Source organism: Pseudomonas sp. R28(2017), assembly GCF_002112505.1.
In the GTDB taxonomy this organism is placed as follows: Bacteria; Pseudomonadota; Gammaproteobacteria; order Pseudomonadales; family Pseudomonadaceae; genus Aquipseudomonas.
In genome coordinates, this window is the sequence record NZ_NEHW01000041.1 from 1 (window position 1) to 837 (window position 837).

Genomic DNA, 837 nt, shown 5'->3' on the forward strand with positions numbered 1-837 from the left:
TACCAGCGCAGGCTCGGGTCGGCGCTGGTGCGCGCGCCCATGGCCTGGGTCAGGCGGTCGAGGAAGATCGCCAGCAGCACCAGGCCGACGCCACCGACGGTCGCCAGGCCCATGTCCAGGCGGCCGATGCCGCGCAGCACCATCTGGCCCAGGCCACCCACCGAGATCATCGAGGCGATCACCACCATCGACAGCGACAGCATCAGGGTCTGGTTGAGGCCGGCCATGATGGTCGAGGTGGCCAGCGGCAACTGCACGCGGGTCAGCATCTGCCGCGGCGTGCAGCCGAAGGCGCGGGCGGCTTCGATCTTGTCTTCCGGGACCTGGCGGATGCCGAGGTTGGTCAGGCGCACCAGTGGCGGCAGCGCGAACACGATGGTCACCAGCACGCCGGGGACGTTGCCGATACCGAACAGCATCACCACCGGCACCAGGTAAACGAACGCCGGCAGGGTTTGCATGGCATCCAGCAAGGGCCGGATGATGCTTTCCAGGCGGTTGCTGCGGGCGCAGACGATGCCCAGCGGGATGCCAATCACCGCGCAGAAGAACACCGAGGTCAGCACCAGCGCCAAGGTGGTCATCGACTCGGCCCAGACCCCGATCAGGCCGAGCAAGGTCAGGGTGATGAAGCACAGCAGCGCCATGCGCTTGCCGGCCAGCTGCCAACCGAGCAGCGACGACAGGAGGATGCCGATGGTGGGCGGAATGCTCTGCAGGGTGAACTCGATGCCGTTGAGCACCTGGTCGATCGGCCAGCGGATGGCGCGGAACACCTCGCGGAAGTTGTGCACGAGGAAGTTGAGGGTTGCAGTGACCCAGTCGCCCAGGGGGATG

At 66.9% G+C, this 837-nt stretch carries 1 protein-coding gene; it reads right to left on the reverse strand.

Features of this window, described 5'->3' with window-relative positions; translation table 11 throughout:
• On the reverse strand, window positions 1-836 hold an 836-nt coding region (locus CAF78_RS27505; protein WP_256573989.1), incomplete at its 3' end, for an ABC transporter permease subunit.
• Window position 837 lies beyond the last annotated feature (1 nt).